We start from the raw sequence: 15,496 nt of genomic DNA on the forward strand, positions 1-15,496 counted from the left end.
ATGCCGACGGCCTGTTACATCATGAATAAAAAATGGGGAGGAAGATGGGGGAGGAGAGCCTTTTCCAAAAGGCGCCCCTCCCCCATAAAAACCGTTTTTTATTCCACAGTGACGCTTTTCGCCAGATTGCGCGGCTGGTCCACATCCTTGCCCAGATAGTCCGCGGTTTCATAGCTGAAAAGCTGGAGCGCGGGCAGAGCCACAAAACCGGCCAGAGGCGCGGGCAGGGCCGGGATAATCCAGGGATCGTCCACCGCCAGATCCAGGCCCGGATTGGTCAGGGCGATGACCTTGCCCTGGCGGGCCTGCACTTCCACGATATTGGACTTGACCTTGGGGAACAGCGCGTCGTCCAGAGCAAGGGCGAAGGTGGGAAAGGCCGGATCAATGAGGGCGATGGGACCGTGCTTCATTTCGCCCGCGGCATAGCCCTCGGCGTGGATGTAGGACAGCTCCTTGAGCTTGAGCGCCCCTTCCAGGGCCAGGGGGTAACAGTGCCCGCGCCCGAGATAAAAGAAATTGCGGGCCTGGGCGTACTTGCGCGAAAGTTCGCGGGCCTTGTCGTGCATGGCCGGCAAATGGGCGTCAAGCAGGGCGGGCAGGGATTCCAGCAGGCCGATGAGCTCACGCCGCCGCGCCTCGGGCAGAATGTCCCGGCGGCCGCCCCAGTACAGAGCCATGAGGGCCAGTGTGAGCATCTGGCTGCACATGGCCTTGGTGGAGGCCACGCTGATTTCCGGCCCGGCCTGGGTGTAGATCACGGCCGAGGCCTCGCGCGCGATGGACGAACCCACCACGTTGCAGAGGCCCAGCACAGCCACGCCGCGCTCGCGGGCGATACGCAGGGCCGCCAGGGTATCGGCGGTTTCGCCGCTCTGGCTGATGACCAGGACCATATCCTCCTTATCCAGAAGCAGACTGTCGCGGTAGCGGAACTCCGAGGCGATCTCCACCTGCACCGGCACCCCGGCCCAGTGCTCCAGCAGATGCCTACCCCAGAGCCCGGAATGATAGGAAGTGCCGCAAGCCACGATATGCAGGCGGCGCGGCACGGGCAGGGCGTCCAGTTCCGGCAGCAGGGCCGCGTCGCGCGTGGCGGTGATCCGGCCGGTCAGGCCGTCGGTGATCACGCGCGGCTGCTCGAAAATCTCCTTGAGCATGAAATGGCGATAGCCGCCCTTTTGCGCGGCCTGCATGTCCCACTGGATGGTCTGCACCTCGTGCTCCACCGGAGACAGATCCGACAGACGCAGGATTTCATAGCGCGTGGCCGTGGCCCGCACCACTTCGCCGTCCTCCAGAAAGACCACCTGCCGGGTATAGGGCAGAAAGGCCGGGATGTCCGAGGCCACGAAGTTCTCGCCCGTGCCCTGACCGAAAATCAGCGGCGCGGACATGCGCGCGGCATAGATGGTTTCCGGCTCGGCGCGGTCCATGAGGCAGACCGCGTAGGCCCCGTGGGCCTCGCGCAGGGCCGCCGCGAAGGCGTGCAGCAGATCCGGCTCGCTCTTGCGGCGCTCGGCGATGAGGTTGACCAGCACCTCGGTGTCGGTCTCGGAATGGAAGACATAGCCCCTGGCCGTGAGTTCGGCCTTGATTTCCTGGTAATTCTCAATGATGCCGTTATGCACCAGAGCCAGGGAACCGTCGTTGCTCAGATGGGGATGGGCGTTGCGCTCCGCGGGCACGCCGTGCGTGGCCCAGCGGGTGTGGCCCATGGCGCAGGTGGCCGTGGAGACCGGCTCCTGAGCCAGCTTTTCCTCCAGGGCCGCCAGTTTGCCCTTGGCACGCACCACGCGCAGGCCGCCCTGGCGCACAAAGGCCACACCGGCGGAATCATAGCCCCGGTATTCCAGACGGCGCAAACCCTCCACCACCACGGGCACGGCGGGCCGATGGCCCGCATAACCGATAATCCCGCACATATTCCGCTTCTCCCGGCAAAGCCCCGCACATGGCGGGGGCGTTTATGCATTGAAAAGCCGGGCACGCCTCAGGACTGTACATTCCGGTACAACCCGGGCCGTGCCCGGCGCGCAGCCCGGGAACCGCCGGTTTTGCCGGCGGCCCGGCTCAAACGTGGGACACGCTACATATTCACGCGGTCCACAATGTTCGTATTCAGCACTTCCACCTTGGCCTTGGAAGCCAGGTTCTGCATGAAAAGCTGATACAGGCCGTCCACCCGTTCGCGGGAAACGCCGTTGGCCATCAGATCGCGCACGGTGTTCCATTCCTGCGGATCAGGCGGCTGCACGGCGGCCACGCGGCAGAGCAGCGCGCCCGGTCCCTCGCTTTTGCCGTCCACGGCATAGGCCGCGGGCAGCCAGGTCCCGGGACGGGCGGCGAAGACGGCCTCGGACAGGGCCGCGTCGGGCGCGAAATCCGCCAGATTGCCGCCACGCTCCATGGCCGGAGCGGTCTTAATGTCCAGACCCGCTTTCAGCGCTTCGGGCAGAGGACCGCCCTTCAATTCCTTACGGCGGGCCGCGGCGCTTTCCATGGCGGCCTTGAGGGCTTTTTCGGCGGTCAGTTTGGCCACAATGGCCTCCTTCACCGCGCTGAGCGGCCGGGTGGAGGCGGGTTCGGATTTGATCACCCTGGCCACCAGATATTTGTCCCCGGCCTCCAGGGCCGTATCCACGGGCGCGCCCGGAGCCGTGGCAATGAGGGTGGCGGCCCCGCCGGAAGTCACGCCCAGCGTCCGCTCCAGTTCGCTCTGGCTGAGCAGCCCGCTCTGTTCGGCCTTCAGGCCGAAGCGGGCCGCGCTTTCGGCCAGGGGCTTGCCCAGAATGTTGTCTTCAATCAGGCTGTCCAGCACGTCATGCAGCCTGTCCGCGCCCTGCTCCTGCGCCAGGCCCTGGCGCGCCTCCTGAAGCGCGTCCTTGAAGGGTTTGAGGCCGCCGGGCTTTTTCGCCTCCACCTTGATGATATGCAGGCCGAAGGGGCTGCGCACCGGCCCGGAAACCTGTCCGGCCTCCAGTGCGAAGGCCGCGTCTTCAAAGGGCTTCACGGTCTTGCCGCGCGCGATCCAGCCCAGCTCGCCGCCGGGACCGGCCGCATTGGGGCCGTTATGAGCGTCGGCCACGGCCGCGAAATCCTTGCCGCTCTTGAGTTCGGCCTGAATCTTCGCCACGTCCTCGCGGGCCTTTTTCTCCGCGTCGGCCGGAGCGTTTTCAGCCAGAGGCACCAGAATATGCGCGGCCTTGACCTGCGCCTGTTCTTCAAAGCGGCTCTTGTTGGCCTCGTACCACTTTTGCGCATCCGCCTCGCTGACGCTTTCCGGCCTGACCAGGGTTTCGGGCGACACGCTCACGTACGCCACGTCCACCTTGGGCGGAATGGCGAAATCCTGCTTGTGGGCGTCATAATAGGCCGTGACGTCCTGATCCGTCACCTTGACCTCGTCGGCGAATTTTTTGGCCGGAATGAAAAAATAGTCCACCACGCGCCGTTCCCGCAGGAAATTGTAACGGTTTTGCGCTTCATCCGGGTCCACCCAGACCGGCGCGGTAATCAGGGTAAAGATTTTTTCGCGCAGGAGCTGGTCGCTCATGTCTTTTTCATACTGGGCGGGGCTGATCCGCTGGGCGGCCAGCACGCGGGTATAGGCTTCAGGGTCGAAACGGCCCTGGGCGTCCTGAAAGGCCTTGATCCCGCCCACGGCCTGCCGCAGCTCCAGCGGCGTCACGCTGATGCCCGCGCGCGCGGCTTCCTGGGTCAGCAGGGTCTGCTGAATCAGCTCGCGCAGCACCTGACGACCCAGATGCTGCTCCTTGAGCTGCTCGCGGGTGATGCCGGGATTATTGCGCAGCACCGATTCCTCCGCATTGCGGTAGGCCTGCTCGAACTGCTGGACCAGGATGGGGTCGCCGTTGACGATGGCCACCACATTGACCGAATCCCTGTCATTGAAGCTGCCGACGCCCCAGAAGACAAAGACCAGGATGATGACGCCGAAGGCCACTTTGACGCCGAAAGACTGTGCGTTGGAACGGATATAATCGAGCATGCGTACTCCGGAATGCCGAATTGTCCTCCCGCTTCCGGCGGAAGCCGCCGGGAACAGGGGCGCTGACAGAAGCGGAAAGTATAAGCGCCTTTGCGCGGAAACTCAAGAAAAGGTACGGCCGTGCCCAGGGAGGACGCATCTAATTTCAGTTTTGCCGACCCCTTATTTGTCGTGATTATCCGTCAAAACCAGCCTTGCCGGCGCCGAAAAATCTTAGTTTTTAGCATTCTCCCGACACCAGCCATCCGCCTGCGCTTTGCTCCGGCGGAGAAAAGGTGGCTTTGCCCCTTTTTGTCTGTCTCTCGGGCTGTCGAATCAATAAATAAGATTTTTTAGATGCGTCTTGCGGCTTATTTTCCTGGCCCCCCGCGAACATCACCGGCACAGCCGGAAGATAAACCGGAGCCGGGATGCGGAAAGGCCGCAAAAGGCGCGCGGCTACACGGTAATGCCCAGCTTGCGCAAGCGGTGCTGCAGGGTGGAGCGGGGCACGCCCAGCAGGGCGGCTGCCCCGCGCGGGCCGGACAGCCGCCCGCCGGTCAGGCGCAGAGCCTCCAGAATATGGGCGCGCTCGTTTTCCTCCAGCGTGGGCAGGGCCGGGTTTGCGGACCGACACGGCGGACGGTCTTCAGCCGGAAGCGGGACCCGGCCAGCCATCGGAGCGGCGGGGGCGTCCGTTTCCAGCGGCAGCACGGCCGGCGTCTCCCACTCGTGCAGAGCCTCGCGCACAAAACTTTCGGTCACGGCCCCGTCCAGGGAATGCAGCAGAATCCGGCTGACCACGTTGCGCAGTTCACGAATATTGCCCGGCCAGTCGTGATCGCAAAGTTCGCGCAACACATTTCTGGCCAAACGCGGCGGACGCAGATCCCACTGCTGGGCAAACTGGCCGATGAAGTACTCCACCAGAATGGGAATGTCGTTTTTGCGGCGGCGCAACGGCGGCAGACGCAGAATGACCGAGGCCAGACGGTAAAAAAGATCGCGGCGCAGACGCCCTTCGGCCAGGGCCTTTTCCAGATCAATATTGGTGGCGGAGAGCACGCGGATGTCCACGCCGATGGAACGGGCCTCGCCCACCCGTTCAAAGGAATTTTCCTCCATGACCTGGAGGAGCTTGCTCTGCATGTCCGGTGAAAGCTCGCCGATTTCATCCAGAAACAGGGTGCCGTTCTGGGCCATTTCGATCCTGCCGATGCGCTTGGCATAGGCCCCGGTGAACGCGCCCTTGGCATAGCCGAACATTTCGCTCTCAAAGAGGGTCGGAGCCAGGGACGGACAGTTCACCTTGATGAAATTGGCCTCCCGCCGGGGGCTGTGACAGTGCAGCCAGCGGGCCAGCATGCTCTTGCCCGTGCCGGTCTCGCCCACGATCAGCACCGGGATATGCAGCTTGGCCACCTTGCGCGCCACGGACATGACCCTCGCCATGTCCTGGGTTTCCAGCAGACGGTTCTCCAGCGGAGCCGCGCCGGCGGCGTCCGCCTCGTCCGACGAGTTTTGAGCCGCCCGCTGCGCCGCCTTGGCTCGGGCCCGGCGCTCCTCGGTAAGCACCACAAACAGAAAAAGACTCAGCACCGGACTCAGTTCCAGCAAAAAATTCAGCACTTCCGCCACATTATCCGGCTGGCGCACAAACGAGACGTGCAGGGTGCCGATGACCTCCCGGTTCAGGATCAGGGGCAGGGCGATGGTGGCGTTGAGCCCCGCCGAAGCCAGGGACGAAGCTCCGCCGCCCCAGCCCAGGGAGGCCAGATCGTTGATAACCACGGGTTTGCGGCTCTGAATGGCCTGCCAGGCCACGGTATTATGGGCGATGCGCGTGTTGGAGAACATCTCCACCACCGTGCCGTCCGCCGAAGTGAAGGAGTTCAGGAACTCCCTTTCGGCGTCATAGAGAAAAATACTGAAACGATCATATTGGAAAAGGACACGGAACTCATTGGAAAGAAAAGAAAAAAGCTTGCTGCGGTCCATGTTGCCCGGGGCCAGCCCGGACAGGCGATGGATGATCCGGGCCGCGGCCAGCAAGGGATTCCCCAAACCGGCGTCATCATGTTGCTCCGACATGGCTCTCTCCCCTCGCCCGTATACGGGCATTTTTTGCTGAAATACCGACAAAAACGCTCAGCAATGAAGTGCTTTCATTGAACACGCAACCATTGTGAAGAAAAAAACAACAAGAAGTTCAGGCAACTACCGGACAGACCCGGCTTGGCACAGGACTTGCTCATATTTGGACATGCATAAACTTTACCACTATTAAATACACAAACTCAACTGCATTAAATATACTGTAATCAATTATATAAACTTTATTATGCATATATAATCACTATATTTATGTCATAGAAAAATCTGTAACAATACATTTTATGGGTCATAACTTTTAACAGCATACTCAAGGTATAGTTATGATCTCTTCAGATATTATCATTATTGCCGTTGTCGGTTTCTTTTCCGGCCTCATCAAAACCGGTGTGGGCGTGGGGGCGGGCCTTTTCCTGCTGCCCACCCTGGCGCTGGCTTTTCCCGCGAAAACAGCTCTGGGTCTGGGCGCGCCCCTCATGCTCGTTTCAGACATTATCGGGCTGCGCTATTACTGGAAGCAGTGGCTGCCGCGCGTGGAGCTCACGCGGCTGTTTCTTGCCGCCCTGCCGGGCCTGATCCTGGGCGTGCTGGTGCTGCCCCTGATTCCCGGCGCGATCTTCCGCACGGGTGTGGGCGTCTTCGGCGTGCTTTACGCTCTCGGTCTGCTCTGGCCGCGCTTTCCCGTGGCCGCGCTGCTGAAAAAACTCTTCGGCGGACTCACTGCGCGCCATGCGGACAAGGGCGCGTACATCTACGGCTTTCTGGGCGGCGTCGCCACGGTGCTGGCCCATGCGGGCGGACTGGTCTGGTCCCTGTACCTGATTACGGCCGCGCGCGACCGCCGCATCTTTGTGGGCGCCACAATCATCCTCTTCTTTGTCACCAACACCTGCAAAACCATTTCCTATGTCTGCATCGACATTCTCGGTCCCGACGGACTGCTGAAAGTCATACCCGCCATTCCCATGATTCTTCTGGGATCTTATTTCGGCAATATCATCAACAAAAAATGCAATTATCTTTTATTCAGAAAAATCGTTCTCTGCTTCATATTCCTCACTTCCATCTCATTGTGCAGATAATATAATGCAATACAGACATCTTACATTCTTATTCCTTCAGCTGCTCGGGACACAACCTTCATTGATAGGGACGTCTCATGAAAAGAATAGCTGTGTTTTTGTCCACCATTGCCGTGTTTCTGTTGCCCGCGACGGCTTTCGCCGCCGTTTCGCCGCCGCAAGCCGTCAACATGCCCCATGTCTATATTGTTTTCGGCGTACTTTTGGCGGCCGCGGTGCTTTTTTTCACGGAATGGATCCCCCTGGCCGTGACCTCCATCCTGGTGCCCTGCGCGCTTTCGACCCTGGGCGTCATCACGGTCAAGGAAGCCTGGGTCAGTTTCGGCGACACCAGCATCCTGACCATTGTGGGCCTGTTCATGCTGGGCGAGGCCACCTTCGCCACGGGCTTCGCCCAGCGCGTGGCGACCATGATCATCAGCAAGGCGGGGCACAGCGAAACCCGCCTTCTGGTCTTCGCCATTCTTCTCATCGCCTTCATGTCGGCCTTTCTGAACAATGCCGGCGTCACGGCCATCACCCTGCCCATGATCATTTCCATCGCCCGCAAGGCGCACCTCTCGCCTTCGCGCATCTTGCTGCCCACAGCCTACGCGGCCAGCTTCGGCGGCTGCATCTCGCTGGTGGGTCAGGCGCCGAGCATGGTGGCCAACGGCATCCTGGCCAAAATGGCGCCGGAATACGGCCAGTTCGCTTTTTTTGAATTCGCCTGGTACGGCCTGCCCCTGACCCTGATCAGCGCGGTTCTTTTCGCGCTGTTCCCCCGTTTTCTGATTCCGCCGGCCCGCGAGGACGTGGCCGAACTCAAGGATGTGGAGGTTCCCGACGGCGGCGTGCACATGTGGATCGCGGGCGGCATCTACTTTCTCGTCATCATCTGTATGGCCACGGGCCTGGTGCCGCTGACCTCCGCCGCCATGCTGGGAGCCATGCTCTGCATCCTGACCCGCTGCATGACCCTGAAGCAGGCCCAGGCCGGCATCGACTGGACCACTGTCTGGCTCTTCGCGGGCATGCTGTCCATGAGCTTCGCCATGAACAAATCCGGCGCGGCCACGCTGATTGCCGACTTTGTCGTCAGCCATGTGTCCGATCCCTATGTTCTCTTCTGCACCCTTATGCTGGTGACCGCCGTACTGACCAACATCATGTCCAACACGGCCACCACGGCCATCATGGTGCCCCTGGTCATACCCATAGCCCTGGGCGCGCATTTGAGCCCCCTGCCTTTCGTCATGGGCATCGCCATGAGCGCCGCCGCCTGCTTCATGACGCCCATCGCCACGCCCTCCAACACTCTGGTGCTGCGGCCCGGCAACTACACGTTCTTGGATTACGTGCGTTACGGATTTTTCTGGCAGATCGTGGCTTTTGCCCTTTCTCTGCTGATCATTCCGCGCGTCTGGCCGTTCCTGCCGTGAACACCCCGCGCGTTGCCCCATCTCTTTAACGTCAGCCGCCCTGTATCTCTGATCGGCGCGCAAAAGACGCCATGCGCCGGATCGTAACCACATTCAAATGGCCGGGGATGCAAAAAGGAGGAGGTATGTCGATTCAAAGAAGAATCCTGAACATCAACGGAATTGATCGGGAAGTCGTGTGCGACCCCGAGAAGGATTCTTTGGCCGATGCCGTGCGCCGTCTCGGACTGACCGGGACGAAAGTCGGATGCGGCGCGGGGCAGTGCGGCTCCTGCACGCTTTTGCTGGACGGGAAGGCCGTGCGCTCCTGCACGAAAAAAATGAAAAACGTCTAAAGAATACTCCAAAGTGGAAACCATTGAAGGGCTCGGCAATGCGGACCATCTTCATCCGTTGCAAAAGGCCTTCACGACTCACGCCGGCGTGCAGTGCGGCTTCTGCTCGCCCGGCTTCATCATGTCGGCCAAGGCCCTGCTGCATGAAAACCCGAAGCCCTCCCGGCAGGACGTGCGCGACTGGTTCACGGAGCACAACAACATCTGCCGCTGCACCGGCTACAAGCCGATCGTGGATGCTGTCATGGCCGCCGCCGAAGTCATGCGCGGCGAAAAGAGCCCGGATGACCTCAACGTCGACATGCCCGGGGACGGACGTCTTTACGGAACGTATTTCCCCAAGCCGACGGCGTTGACCCGGGTGCTCGGAACCTGTGACTACGGGGCGGACGTGGCTGAAAAAATGCCCGCCGGGACGCTCCATCTGGCGGTGGTCATGGCGAAAATCCCGCATGGCAGGATAAAGGCCATCCATATGGATGAAGCCGTGCGCATGCCGGGCGTGGTGAGAGTCATTACGGCAAAGGACGTCAAGGGAACCAACCGCTTCTGCGTTCCCCAGGGAGCGGTCCACAGCGCCTGCGACGGACGGGACCGTCCGGTGATCTGCGATGACATCGTCCGACGCCACGGCGATATCGTCGCCGTCGTCGCCGCCCACAGCCGCGAACAGGCCCGCGCGGCGGCGGAAAAGGTTGTTGTGGATTACGAAATGCTGCCGGCCTGCATGACGTTCATGGAAGCGGCCCGAAAAGACGCCCCCCGGCTGTTCGCGCAATATCCCAATATCTACATTGAACAGCCCGTGTACAAGGGCGACGACACGCGCGACCTCTTCGCCGGCGCGGCCCATGTGGCGGAGGGAAGCTTCAGCACCACCCGCCAGCCGCACATGCCCATTGAGCCGGATGTGCTTCAGGCCTATCCGCAGGACGGCGGCGTGGCCATCCAGTGCAAAGCCCAATTCGTATACGGAATCATCGGACAGATGGCCGATGCCGTCGGCCTGCCCAAAGAAAAGATCAGAATCATCATGAACCCGGCGGGCGCGAGCTTCGGCTTCAGCATGTCGGCGGGCAATCCGGCGCTGATCGCGGCCTGCGCCCTGGCCCTCGACGCCCCTGTCTCTCTGGTCATGAGCTACGAGGAGCAACAACATACCACCGGCAAACGCTCTCCCATCCACGCCAACGCCCGCCTGGCCTGCGACGCGAACGGCAGGTTCATCGCGCTGGACTACCTCGTCGGGCTGGATCATGGAGCGTACAGCGAAATGGCCGGCAATCTCACGAACAAGGTCTGCCGCTTCTGGGGCTATCCCTATGCCGTGCCCAACATTCGCGGCCTGGTCCGAACGGCTTTCACCAACAACAACTTCGGAACAGCCTACCGCGCGTTCGGCTCTCCCCAAACCTACACAGGCAGCGAGCAGCTTGTGGATATGCTGGCGGAAAAACTCGGCATGGATCCCTTTGAACTGCGCTACCGGAACGTGGCCGTTGAAGGCGATTTATGCACGACTTCCGTCCCGTACCGCGAATATCCCATGCGCGGGATGATGGATATCATGCGCCCCCGCTATCAGGAGGCCGTAGCGCGCGCCAAAAGGGAAGACACCCCGGAAAAGCGCCGCGGGGTCGGCATTTCCTGGGGGGGATACCACGTCTCCAAGGTTCCGGACAAATGCCTCATTGATCTTGAACTGAACGAGGACGGTTCGATCACGCATTACAGCACCTGGGCGGATGTGGGACAAGGCGCGGATACCGGCAGCGTCGTGCATGTGCATGAAGCCCTGCGTGAACTTCACCTGGACCCAGGGCAGATACGCCTCGTTCGCAACGATACCGCCACCTGCCCGGACAGCGGGCCCGCTTCGGGAAGCCGGTCGCACCATGTGGTGGGCAACGCCACCATCAACGCCGCGGCAAAACTGCTGGAAGCCATGCGCAAGCCGGACGGAACTTTCCGCACCTGGCGGGAAATGCGGGACGAAGGCATTCCCACCAAATATCGTGGCGAAGAATCCTCCAACTGGGGAGATATTGACCCCGATACGGGCCATGGCTACGGCGCCGTGGCGCAGAGTTACGTGCTGTTCATGTCCGAAGTCGAAGTGGACGTTGCCACCGGCAAAACGCGGGTGCTTGCGACAACCATCGTCGCGGATGTGGGCAAAGTCGGCAGTTTCGAAGGCGCGCTCGGCCAGGCCTGGGGCAGTTACGCGCATTCGGTGGGCTACGCGCTGAGCGAACGGTATGACGACATGAAGAAGCACGCCTCCATGCGCGGGGCCGGCATCACGCGCTGCAACGACGTGCCGGACAACATCACGGTCATCTTCCACGAAACGCCCCGCGCTAACGGCCCCCATGGTTCCACCGGCTGCGCCGAAGGTTTTCAGAGCTGCGGGCACGTCTCCATTCTGAACGCCATCGCCAACGCCGCCGGGATCCGGATCACGACGCTTCCGGCCACGCCGGAGAAGGTCAAGGCCGCGCTTGAGGCGAAAGCGGCGGGCAGGCCCTACGCCCAGCCGCGCTGGGAACTGGGCTGCGACCTGTATGAGCGGCTGGAGTACTTGAAAGCCCATCCCCAATGGTGGGCGGCCGGATCACAATCCGACTCCGATGGGGGAAAACACGCCTGATGCGGCTCTGGCCGGATTGTATGCACGCTGATGTCAGCAAGGGTCATCAACTATTGAGGAGAACGGCTATGAAAATCGGTTTCATCGGCTTGGGCACAATGGGCGGGGCCATGTCTGCGAATCTCATAAAAAAGGGCTTCAGCGTACAGGGTTACGACATTGCCCCGGAGGCGCTGGAGCGTTTTGAAAAGGCGGGCGGCGTTCCCTGCTCCGATATGGCCGCAGCGGCGAAAGGCGCGGACATCGTGTTCACGATGCTCCCCAACGGCCCGCATGTGGAACAGGCGGTCGAAAAAATCGTCGGCAGCATGGCCAAAGGCGCCCTTTTTGTGGATTGCAGCACCATTCTGCCGGAAGTCACGCTGCGGGTGGGAGCGCGCCTGCGGGCCGAGGGCATGCGCGTCATGGACGCGCCCGTGGGTCGCACCGGCGCGGAAGCCTTGCTGGGAAAGCTGCTATTCATGGTGGGCGGCGAAGAAAAAGATCTGGCCCTCGTCAGGCCCTGCCTTGAGTGCATGGGCGACACCATTCTGCATTGCGGCCCCCTGGGGAGCGGCATCGCCACAAAAATCGTCAACAACTACATGAGCATCACGCTCAACGTCCTGACCGCCGAAGCCCTGACCCTGGGAGAGGCCTTGGGACTTGAGCGCGACCGCCTCCTGGAAGTGCTGCGCGGCACTCCCGCGGGCAGGGGACATATCAACGCCACCTACCCCGGCAAGGTGTTCAAGGGCGATATCAGCGCTTCCTTCATGCTTGATCTGGCCAACAAGGATCTGGGCCTGGCCATTGAGGTGGCGGATACGAAAAACGTGCCCCTGTTTACCGGCGGCGCGGCGCGTCAGGCCTATTCTCTGGCGCGCGCCCGGGGATACGGCCGTAAGGACTGGACCGCCATGCTGGAGGTCGTCCGGCAGCTCTCACAGGCGCAGTAGCCTCAGGAACTGACCTTTGCAACGTGAAGCGGAAATAACCGTAACCTTCATCAGGAGAACGTGATGATGCCGCTGAAAAGAATATTGCTGACCGTCGTCGCTTTGGCCGTGCTGTGCTGCGTCACCAGCGCGTCCGCGGCCGAATATAAAAAAATGACCATTCGGGCCGCCACAGCCAACCCTTTGGGCAGCCTTCACGTCACGGGCATCGAAAAATTCAAGGAGGTCGTGGAAAAAGAGTCCGGCGGCGCCATTCGCGTCCAGACATTTTATGGCGGCTCCATGGGAGACGAGCAGGCCAACGTCAAACAGCTGCGCAACGCAGAGATCCAGGTGGCCTGTCTGGCAGGCGGCAACCTGACCCCCTTCGCGCCAGCGTCCACACTGTTTGTCATGCCCTATATCTTTCCCACGACGGAAGAGGCGCTCAGGCTTTTCTCCAACGACGCATTCATGTCCAAAATGGCCGACGCCATCGCCGCACAGAGCCGGGTCAGGCCGGTGGCCTGGTTTGTGGACGGCTACCGGCATCTGACCAACTCCAGGAAGCCGGTCACCCAAATGGCCGATTTGCAGGGCCTGAAGATACGTGTCCCCCCCGTGGAAGTACAATTGGAATCCTACAAATCCTGGGGAGTGGAACCGCATCCCCTGGCCTGGACGGAAACCTTCAACGGCTTGCAGCAGGGCGTGGTGGACGGACAGGACAACTCCTATACCGTGATCCGGGACCAGAAGTTCTGGGAAGTTCAGAAATACATAACCGAGCTCCACTATACCTTCTTTGTGGCCCCGCTTCTGGTCAGTGAGACTTGGTACAGAAAGCTGGATGACGCCACCAGGGCTCTGATCAAAAAGGCCGCCCTTGAGGCGCAAAAGCACGAATGGAGCTGGGCCGCGGAGCAGGAAATCGTCGCGCGGAACGAACTGCTCTCCCACGGCATGCAGCTCAGCAAGCTTGAAGACGAGGAGAAGTGGCTTCAGGCCGCCCGCGGCACCTGGGAACGCTTCTACGATAAGGTCGGAGGCAAGGCGGTGGTGGATGAGGCGCTTGCCGTGATGAAGACGAAGTAAAAAAGAAGCCCCCGGCGCATGCGGTCCAAAGCTGTCGCGCCGGGGGCCTTTGTCCAAGGAGGAGCGCATGAGGATAGTGAAAAAACTCTACGACAATTTTGAGGAATACTGCTGTGTGGCCGCCGTGGCGCTGATGATCGTCTGCCTCGCCTTGCAGATCGTTTTCCGCGCGGCCGTGGGCGGCGGTCTGTCCTGGTCGGAGGAACTTTCGCGCTACAGTTTTATCTGGGCCGTATTTTTGGGCATGTCCCTGGCCGCCAAACGGCTTGCCCATGTGCGCATCACAGCCGCCCTGCTGCTCCTGCCGCTGAAAGCGCGGCTGCTTGTCAGGATGGGCACGGACGCCCTTTGGATCGCCTTTTCGCTGTACATCGCTTTTCACGGCCTGGAATTACTCCGGGAAGGCCTTGAATTTCCTGAAATGTCGCCGACGCTGGGCATTGTCAAAGCCTGGGTCGAAGCCATCATTCCTTTCTGCTTTTTCCTCACGCCGTGGCGCATTGTGGAGCAGTATTGCCGCAATATCCACAGAGGCACGCTCCTCGAACTGGTACGGGACGAGGTGACGTCATGAGCGCTCTCGCTGTCTGCATGCTGGTGCTGGTCATTCTGTTCATACTGGGCATGCCCATCTTCATGTCTCTGGCCATCGCCGCCATAGCGGCGCTTCTGGCGATGGACGGCGCCCTGCCGTTGTCCGTGGTGCCGAACTCCCTGTTTGACGGCGTCAACCTCTTCCCGCTTCTGGCCATACCCTGCTTTGTGGTGGCGGGCATGCTGATGGAATACGGCAACATCACCAAACAGATCATCGACGTGACCAAGCAGATGGTGGGCCGTCTGCACGGTGGTCTGGGCATCACCACGATTATGGCCTGCACGTTTTTCGCGGCCATTTCGGGTTCCGGACCGGGCACAGTGGCCGCTGTGGGCACGCTGATGATTCCGGCCATGATCCGCTCCGGCTATTCAAAGAACTACGCGGCCGCCACCACCTCTTCCGGCGGCACCATCGGCATTCTCATCCCGCCCAGCAATCCCATGATCATTTATGCCATTCTGTGCAACGTCTCCGTGACGGGCATGTTCACCGCAGGTTTCATACCGGGCTTCATCGTGGCTTTCAGCATGTGCCTGACCGCGTATCTGCTGGCCAGAAAACACGGCTTTCAGGGCGACAAGGATACGCCGCCTTTCCATCTGCGGACGTTTCTGACGGCCTGCGGCAGGTCCGGTTTCGCCTTGGCCACTCCCGTCATCATTCTGGGCTCCATCTATTCCGGCATGGCCACGCCCGTGGAAGCCTCGGTCATCGCCATCTTCTGGGCGCTGTTCGTGGGCGTATGCATCAACAAGGCCCTTTCATGGAGGCATATTTACGATTCCCTGCTGGAAGGGGCCATGTTTTGCGGCACCGTCCTGCTGATCGTCGGGGTGTCCACCCTGTTCGGAAAAATCCTGACGTATGAGGAAGCGCCGCAACAACTGGCCCGGCTCGTGCTGCAGATTTCCGACACGCCGGAAACAGTGCTGCTGATGATTATCGCCGTACTGTATTTTCTGGGCATGTTCATGGAAACCCTGTCCACCATCATCATCCTTGTGCCGGTGCTGCTGCCCATGATCAATACGCTCGGCATAGATCTCATCCATTTCGGAATCATTCTGGTGGTCACCAACAATGTGGCCATGCTGACGCCGCCATTGGGCGTCAACCTGTTCATATCCTCACGCCTGGCGGGAATCACGGTGGAACAGAACTCTATTGCCGTGCTTCCCTATCTGCTCTGCCTGACCGTGTGCATTCTGATTTTTACCTTTTTCCCCGGCGTATGCACATGGCTGCCCCGCGTCATGGGCTATGGGGGCTAGAAAAAGCGCGCGTCTCATCCG

At 60.9% G+C, this 15,496-nt stretch carries 11 protein-coding genes; 8 read left to right on the top strand and 3 right to left on the bottom strand.

Annotated features, from left to right (window positions below; genetic code table 11):
* Positions 1-98: 98 nt before the first annotated feature.
* The 3 genes from glmS to FYJ44_RS10785 all read right to left on the bottom strand — a co-directional run bounded on the left by glmS (position 99) and on the right by FYJ44_RS10785 (position 6,082).
* Complete coding sequence (gene glmS, locus FYJ44_RS10775) at positions 99-1,925, bottom strand: glutamine--fructose-6-phosphate transaminase (isomerizing) (RefSeq protein WP_154511974.1); 1,827 nt, start codon at positions 1,923-1,925, stop codon at positions 99-101.
* Positions 1,926-2,089: 164 nt separating this feature from the next.
* On the bottom strand, positions 2,090-4,012 hold the full coding sequence (locus FYJ44_RS10780) for a SurA N-terminal domain-containing protein (RefSeq protein ID WP_154511976.1): 1,923 nt from the start codon (positions 4,010-4,012) through the stop codon (positions 2,090-2,092).
* A 438-nt stretch (positions 4,013-4,450) separates the two neighbouring features.
* Complete coding sequence (locus FYJ44_RS10785; RefSeq protein WP_154511978.1) at positions 4,451-6,082, bottom strand: sigma-54-dependent Fis family transcriptional regulator; 1,632 nt, start codon at positions 6,080-6,082, stop codon at positions 4,451-4,453.
* 344 nt (positions 6,083-6,426) lie between these two features.
* Here FYJ44_RS10785 and FYJ44_RS10790 point away from each other — a divergent pair, with 344 nt between their 5' ends.
* The 8 genes from FYJ44_RS10790 (at position 6,427) to FYJ44_RS10820 (ending at position 15,475) form a co-directional block, all read left to right on the top strand.
* Positions 6,427-7,185, top strand: a complete 759-nt coding sequence (locus tag FYJ44_RS10790; protein ID WP_154511980.1) for a sulfite exporter TauE/SafE family protein — start codon at positions 6,427-6,429, stop codon at positions 7,183-7,185.
* A 77-nt stretch (positions 7,186-7,262) separates the two neighbouring features.
* The gene (locus FYJ44_RS10795; RefSeq protein ID WP_154511982.1) at positions 7,263-8,606 is read left to right on the top strand and encodes an SLC13 family permease; all 1,344 of its coding nucleotides are present in this window, start codon (positions 7,263-7,265) and stop codon (positions 8,604-8,606) included.
* Positions 8,607-8,731: 125 nt separating this feature from the next.
* The gene (locus tag FYJ44_RS14755) at positions 8,732-8,941 is read left to right on the top strand and encodes a 2Fe-2S iron-sulfur cluster-binding protein (RefSeq protein WP_229772668.1); all 210 of its coding nucleotides are present in this window, start codon (positions 8,732-8,734) and stop codon (positions 8,939-8,941) included.
* Between the two features lie 13 nt (positions 8,942-8,954).
* On the top strand, positions 8,955-11,591 hold the full coding sequence (locus FYJ44_RS10800) for a molybdopterin-dependent oxidoreductase (RefSeq protein ID WP_320860758.1): 2,637 nt from the start codon (positions 8,955-8,957) through the stop codon (positions 11,589-11,591).
* Between the two features lie 20 nt (positions 11,592-11,611).
* Positions 11,612-12,529 (top strand): NAD(P)-binding domain-containing protein, encoded by a 918-nt coding sequence (locus FYJ44_RS10805; RefSeq protein WP_326833683.1) that lies wholly within the window; start codon positions 11,612-11,614, stop codon positions 12,527-12,529.
* A gap of 63 nt (positions 12,530-12,592) precedes the next feature.
* A complete protein-coding gene (locus FYJ44_RS10810) occupies positions 12,593-13,603 on the top strand; it encodes a TRAP transporter substrate-binding protein (RefSeq protein WP_154511986.1) in 1,011 nt (336 codons plus the stop codon).
* Between the two features lie 67 nt (positions 13,604-13,670).
* Positions 13,671-14,177, top strand: a complete 507-nt coding sequence (locus tag FYJ44_RS10815; protein ID WP_154511988.1) for a TRAP transporter small permease — start codon at positions 13,671-13,673, stop codon at positions 14,175-14,177.
* Positions 14,174-15,475 carry a TRAP transporter large permease gene (locus tag FYJ44_RS10820; protein ID WP_154511990.1) on the top strand — a complete coding sequence of 434 codons (1,302 nt, stop codon included), beginning with the start codon at positions 14,174-14,176 and terminating at the stop codon, positions 15,473-15,475. Before FYJ44_RS10815 ends, FYJ44_RS10820 begins: the two co-directional genes overlap by 4 nt.
* Positions 15,476-15,496 lie beyond the last annotated feature (21 nt).

The sequence above is a fragment of the Desulfovibrio porci genome (assembly GCF_009696265.1).
Lineage (GTDB): Bacteria > Desulfobacterota > Desulfovibrionia > Desulfovibrionales > Desulfovibrionaceae > Desulfovibrio > Desulfovibrio porci.

Coding starts and splice junctions, on each gene's coding strand:
- glmS (WP_154511974.1), bottom strand. CDS start 1,925: ATGTGCGGGATTATCGGTTATGCGGGCCATCGGCCCGCCGTGCCCGTG.
- FYJ44_RS10780 (WP_154511976.1), bottom strand. CDS start 4,012: ATGCTCGATTATATCCGTTCCAACGCACAGTCTTTCGGCGTCAAAGTG.
- FYJ44_RS10785 (WP_154511978.1), bottom strand. CDS start 6,082: ATGTCGGAGCAACATGATGACGCCGGTTTGGGGAATCCCTTGCTGGCC.
- FYJ44_RS10790 (WP_154511980.1), top strand. CDS start 6,427: ATGATCTCTTCAGATATTATCATTATTGCCGTTGTCGGTTTCTTTTCC.
- FYJ44_RS10795 (WP_154511982.1), top strand. CDS start 7,263: ATGAAAAGAATAGCTGTGTTTTTGTCCACCATTGCCGTGTTTCTGTTG.
- FYJ44_RS14755 (WP_229772668.1), top strand. CDS start 8,732: ATGTCGATTCAAAGAAGAATCCTGAACATCAACGGAATTGATCGGGAA.
- FYJ44_RS10805 (WP_326833683.1), top strand. CDS start 11,612: ATGCACGCTGATGTCAGCAAGGGTCATCAACTATTGAGGAGAACGGCT.
- FYJ44_RS10810 (WP_154511986.1), top strand. CDS start 12,593: ATGATGCCGCTGAAAAGAATATTGCTGACCGTCGTCGCTTTGGCCGTG.
- FYJ44_RS10815 (WP_154511988.1), top strand. CDS start 13,671: ATGAGGATAGTGAAAAAACTCTACGACAATTTTGAGGAATACTGCTGT.
- FYJ44_RS10820 (WP_154511990.1), top strand. CDS start 14,174: ATGAGCGCTCTCGCTGTCTGCATGCTGGTGCTGGTCATTCTGTTCATA.